General features: G+C 62.2%; 1 protein-coding gene. It reads right to left on the bottom strand.

Annotated features, from left to right (window positions below; translation table 11 throughout):
• Nucleotides 1-98: 98 nt before the first annotated feature.
• Nucleotides 99-749: a hypothetical protein gene (locus MFF40_RS28315; protein ID WP_238263143.1), complete on the bottom strand. Its 651-nt coding sequence runs from the start codon at nucleotides 747-749 to the stop codon at nucleotides 99-101.
• Between the last annotated feature and the right edge of the window lie 172 nt (nucleotides 750-921).

Raw genomic sequence — 921 nt, 5'->3', positions numbered from 1 at the left:
GGGGCCGCTTGCGGGTAGCTTGATCCAACTCTGTGATCGCTACTGCCTGGCTTAGTGACTTCCCCACGGTCCTGCCGAGCCCCCATGTTATCGTCGCCCTAAACCCTCCGAACCGTGCCACTCCGACGCCGATCTCTGGCGGGAGCTGCCTCCTCCCATTCACGATCCTGGTCGGCCCGCAATGCGGCACGACGGGCCTCGATTGTCTCCATTTCCGCTGACGGCGCTTCCCTGGCTCCGTCGCCGGGGCAACGAGCGGTCGTCTTGCACGCTCCCAGAAAACGGGCGAGCGTCATGACGACATGGTCTACCTCGATGGGCGTCACAATTCCTGTGCCGAGGAGGTTGAGGCGTGAACGGCCGGCCATATCCGCACACGAGCCGCCAGCGAACCCGAGCGCTGCGATTGTGTCGGCGTCCAGTGCCAGACGTTCGATTTGCGTTTCGCGCAGCAGCTCAAACCTTCGTTCCCGGGTAGCCGCAGCTGCGTGCGTCTGACGTGCGCTCGGCAGCCAATGTGCAATCTCATCGAGGATGAAAGTCCGAATAAGCTCGACCCGGACCGGTCCGAACTTCCTGACTCGAGCGATCTCTTCCGGGGAAGACTGAGCCAAATGAGATAGGTCGCGAAATCCTGCTTTGCGCAGGCGAGCTCGGAGGGAGGCTGTCAGGAAACCGCGACCGAATCCCAAGGCTGAGAGATGCTGAATGTTGTCGGCCGAGAGGCCCTCGAACAGCGGGAGCCGCAAGCTGACCTCGTCAAAGAGGCTATCGTACCGGATGGTGCGCGTTGATCGCCTGGGCATCGCCGTCGCGCATACGGCGATTTCCGGATGTCCACAACGGTCGGTCGCCGCCGGCGTTCGGAAGCTCTGCTTGCCTGCGATCTGATCGGGTTAGAAAGGGCTAGATTGGCCGAAA

Source organism: Methylobacterium mesophilicum, assembly GCF_022179445.1.
GTDB classification, from domain to species: Bacteria; Pseudomonadota; Alphaproteobacteria; order Rhizobiales; family Beijerinckiaceae; genus Methylobacterium; species Methylobacterium mesophilicum.
This window is presented reverse-complemented; position numbering and strand designations above follow the sequence as displayed.